Genomic DNA, 4,014 nt, shown 5'->3' on the forward strand with positions numbered 1-4,014 from the left:
GTTGGCGGTTGAAACGCCGGCCGAGACCGTTGCTGCACCGGCGCCTGCCGCACCTGCTGCAGCGGCCCGCACGCTGATCATCGACAAGCCGCTGCGATCCGGCCAGCAGGTGTATGCCCGTGGGGGCGACCTGATCGTGCTGGCGGTGGTGAGTTTCGGTGCCGAAGTGATTGCAGACGGCAGCATCCACGTCTACGCCCCGTTGCGCGGCCGTGCGCTGGCCGGTGCCCAGGGCGACACCTCGGCGCGCATCTTCGCGGCGGTGATGGAGCCGCAGCTGGTGTCGATTGCAGGCACCTGGCGCACGCTGGAAAACGGGCTGCCGGCCGACGTGGTGGGCAAGCCTTCGCAAGTGCGGCTGGACGGCGACAAGCTATTGTTCGAGCCGCTGAAGTTCTGAGTGATGAATGCCCCCAGACCTGCCGCTTCGCGTCAGGCCCCCCGAGGGGGTCAAGGAAACTTGGGGCGGCCCGGCGTTTCCTTGAGTTTTTCGATTTCTGTCGTTTATCCGGCCGGCCTTGGCGGCTCGCCGGTTGACTGCAAAGGATGTGTTTGAGATGAGCAAGATCGTGGTGGTGACTTCAGGCAAGGGCGGCGTGGGCAAGACCACCACCAGCGCCAGCTTTGCGTCTGGCCTGGCCTTGCGCGGCCACAAGACGGCAGTGATCGACTTCGACGTCGGCCTGCGCAACCTGGACCTGATCATGGGCTGCGAACGCCGCGTGGTCTACGACCTGATCAACGTGATCCACAACGAGGCCAAGCTCAGCCAGGCGCTGATCAAGGACAAGCAGTGCGACAACCTGTTCGTGCTGGCTGCTTCGCAGACGCGCGACAAGGACGCGCTGACGCAGGACGGCGTCGAGCGGGTGCTCAAGGAACTGTCCGACATGGACTTCGAGTACATCGTCTGCGACTCGCCGGCCGGCATCGAGACCGGCGCGCTGATGGCCATGCACTTCGCCGACGAGGCGCTGGTGGTGACCAACCCCGAAGTCTCCTCGGTGCGCGACTCGGACCGCATCCTGGGCATGCTGGCCAGCAAGACCAAGCGGGCCATCGAAGGCAAGGAGCCGATCAAGGAACACCTGCTGATCACCCGCTACAACCCCAGCCGCGTGGTCGGCGGGCAGATGCTGTCGCTGGAAGACATCCAGGAGATCCTGCGCATCGAGCTGATCGGCGTGATCCCCGAGTCGGAAAGCGTGCTGGACGCGTCCAACCAGGGCCTGCCTGCCGTGCACCTGAAGGGCACCGATGTGGCCGAGGCCTACCAGGACGTGGTCGCTCGCTTCCTGGGCGAAGACAAGCCGATGCGCTTCGTCGACGCGGCCAAGCCCGGCTTCTTCAAGCGCATGTTTGGCGGGAGGTGAGCGGCATGTCGTTTCTGTCTTTCCTGCTCGGCGAGAAGAAGGCCACGGCCAGCGTGGCCAAGGAGCGCCTGCAGATCATCCTCGCGCACGAGCGCAGCGGCCGCAGCGCTGCCACCCCCGACTACCTGCCAGCGTTGCAGCGTGAATTGGTCGCGGTGATTTCCAAGTACGTTTCCATCAATCCGGAAGACATCAAGGTGCTGCTGGAACGGCAGGACAACCTGGAAGTGCTGGAAGTCAAGATCGAGCTGCCTGACCGCAAGTAGGTGGGCTTGCCCGTCGGCCGTCCGGCGGCAGTGCGTCCGCCGAGACGACCTTGCCCTGGGCCTGCATCCGCCCGCCGCGGCACTTCAGTCCGGCTGCGTGCCGGTCTGCTCGCGGCCCGTGACGAAGGCATGGCGGATCAGTCGTCCGCATTGGGCCGATTCATAGCCGGAGGCAAAGCCCTGCTCGTCGCCATCGCGTTGGCGGGAGATGACGCCGTAGAAGCGCTTCTCGCTGTCGATCCAGGGGTAGAAACCCAGCGCGCCGGGGCTGCTGAACGCGCCGTCGCCCATCACCGGGTCGTCCTCCACCCAGTGGCCCAGCGCGTAGTGCCAGCTCTCGCTTTCAGGAATGGGCGCGGGCAGCGAGGCATCCGGCGAGCAGCCGTGCGTGGTGTCGGTTGGGTTGGTGCACACGGCATGGGTGCCCAGGCTGGCCGCCAGGTTCAGCTCGCCCTTGAGCAGCTTGCGCAGGAACACGGCGTACTGCGCGGCGCTGATGTGCACGCCGGCCGCCACCAGCGGCTGGGCGTAGTTCAGGCTCACGCCCAGTGCCTGGCCCACGGTCTGGCTCAGCATGGGGCCGTCCACCGCACCCAGACCGTGCAGGCTGGCGTGCTTCTGCATGTGGCCGCTGTCGTAGTCGAACTTGCCCACGGTGGCCGGGTCCTGCTGGCCGGTGACGGGCGTGGCGTTCAGGCAGTCATCCACGGTGATCACCTCACCCAGGCCACAAAAGGCGGCAGACACCATGTTGCCCAGCCGCGTGTAGCCGCTGGTGAAGTGCAGGTAGGGCAGGTCGGCTTCTGGGTCCAGCGGGTGTGTGGAGCTCAGCTTCTCGAACACGTAGGCCACGTACAGCCACTTGGAGCCGGAGGCGACGCTCATCACCGTGCCGGCGCCGGGCCCGGTGGAGCCGCTCACCAGCGCGCCCTCGGCATTGCCGATCTCCCAGTAGTAGGGGCCAAGCCGGCCGTTGCTGCACAGCGGGTTGTTCGCTGCGGTCGCAATGGCCGCCGCCAGGCTGAGGGTGCTGGGCACCCCGTAGGCGGCCTTCGCGGGGGTATCCGGCGGCGGCGCGGCCGCGTTGGCCGATGAGCAGGTGAACGCGGGCCAGGTGGCGGCCAGCAGCAAGCCGCGCCGCAGCGCGGCGGCGTCGAGTCCGTTCGTCATTGGTCTTCTCCCTTGACCGGTGGTTTTCACCGGCGGCGCGGCCTACGCAAGAGCCATGCCTTTGCGGGCCTTGCCGCGAGGTCAGCCTAGGGGCCGAAGAACTTGCCGCGGCCCTGGATGGACCCATACGGTTGCGGGTTGGGGTGTCATCACCACCCGCCGAACGGGTTGGCATGGCCGCCCCGGGGCGGCCCGTTGCCGGCCGGGCGCAGCCGTCTCGACGCAGCGCCCGGCGCTGAAGCTCAGGCCGTTTCCAGCTCGCCTGTGAGCAGGTCTTCCCAGTGCTCGACGTCGCCTTCGTCGATCTGCAGCCAGTTCATCGCCCGGCCTCGATGGTCTTGCCAGTCGGCGTCCGGCGGCAGGGCTTCGTGGCGGCGCATCAGGTGTTCGGCGACCAGGCCGGCGGCGACCAGGGTGTGGACTTCGGGGTCGGTCTCGCGGTCACCCAGCATGTCCAGGTCGTGGTGGCGGCGCAGGGCCACCATCACTTCCGGCGCCAGGCGCCAGATGCGGGCCACCAGCGCACCGACGACGGCATGGTCCGTCCGGTGGTTGGCGTTTTCGGTGGCGATGCAGGAGCGGTCGATGCGGGCTGCCGCCTCGGTCATCGTGCCGGCGTAGCCGCGCAGGCTTTGCAGCATCACCGGCAGGCCGACGTGGCAGAACAGGCCATAGGTTTGCGCCAGGTCCTCCGACATGCCGGGCAACTGCCGGGCGATGAAGGCCATCGCGCTGGCGCGTTTTCCGGAGCGTTCCCAGAAGCGCTGCAGCTGCGGCGCCCTGACGGGCAGCGCGCTGCGCAGCAGGAAGGCCGTCATCTGCGCGGCCGACTGGTCCAGCCCCAGCCGGTAGAGTGCCTGGCCCACCGTGTGCACCGGCTGGCCGGTCGAGAAGGCGGGGCTGTTGGCGGCTTTCAGCAACACCGCGGCCATGGCCACATCGCTGCTGGCGATGCGGGCCACGGCCTGCAGGTCGGGCTCGGGCTGTGACAGCGCCAGGCGCAGCTCGCTGAGCAGGGCCGGGCAGGGCGGGATCTGGATGGTTTTCAGCGGGCCGCTGGCGCGGGCCTTGTCCAGCTCCAGTGCAACGGCTTGGGATCGGGCAGAAAGCGGGGACGCGATCAAAGGCATGGGCGACACGTCTGGCAGGTGACAACTGCCAGTCTTATCGGCCGGCGCGCGGCCGAATCAAGCCGGGTCGGGGCG

The 4,014-nt window shown here is 67.8% G+C and carries 5 protein-coding genes; 3 read left to right on the forward strand and 2 right to left on the reverse strand.

Going from position 1 to position 4,014, the window contains the following annotated elements; genetic code table 11:
* From minC to minE, 3 genes are all read left to right on the forward strand, one after another.
* Positions 1-400 (forward strand): septum site-determining protein MinC (gene minC, locus FKP22_RS23235; protein ID WP_141290047.1); only part of this gene is annotated, 400 nt, incomplete at its 5' end.
* A 157-nt stretch (positions 401-557) separates the two neighbouring features.
* Positions 558-1,373 (forward strand): septum site-determining protein MinD, encoded by an 816-nt coding sequence (gene minD / locus FKP22_RS23240; RefSeq protein ID WP_141290048.1) that lies wholly within the window; start codon positions 558-560, stop codon positions 1,371-1,373.
* Positions 1,374-1,378: 5 nt separating this feature from the next.
* A complete protein-coding gene (gene minE, locus FKP22_RS23245) occupies positions 1,379-1,639 on the forward strand; it encodes a cell division topological specificity factor MinE (RefSeq protein WP_141290049.1) in 261 nt (86 codons plus the stop codon).
* A gap of 84 nt (positions 1,640-1,723) precedes the next feature.
* Here minE and FKP22_RS23250 read toward each other — a convergent pair whose 3' ends face one another.
* Entirely contained in the window at positions 1,724-2,809 is a 1,086-nt protein-coding gene (locus FKP22_RS23250) for a hypothetical protein (RefSeq protein ID WP_141290050.1), read from the reverse strand.
* A 242-nt stretch (positions 2,810-3,051) separates the two neighbouring features.
* Positions 3,052-3,939, reverse strand: a complete 888-nt coding sequence (locus FKP22_RS23255; RefSeq protein WP_141290051.1) for an HDOD domain-containing protein — start codon at positions 3,937-3,939, stop codon at positions 3,052-3,054.
* Positions 3,940-4,014: the final 75 nt, after the last annotated feature.

Source organism: Ideonella azotifigens (genome assembly GCF_006519715.1).
Lineage (GTDB): Bacteria > Pseudomonadota > Gammaproteobacteria > Burkholderiales > Burkholderiaceae_C > Ideonella > Ideonella azotifigens.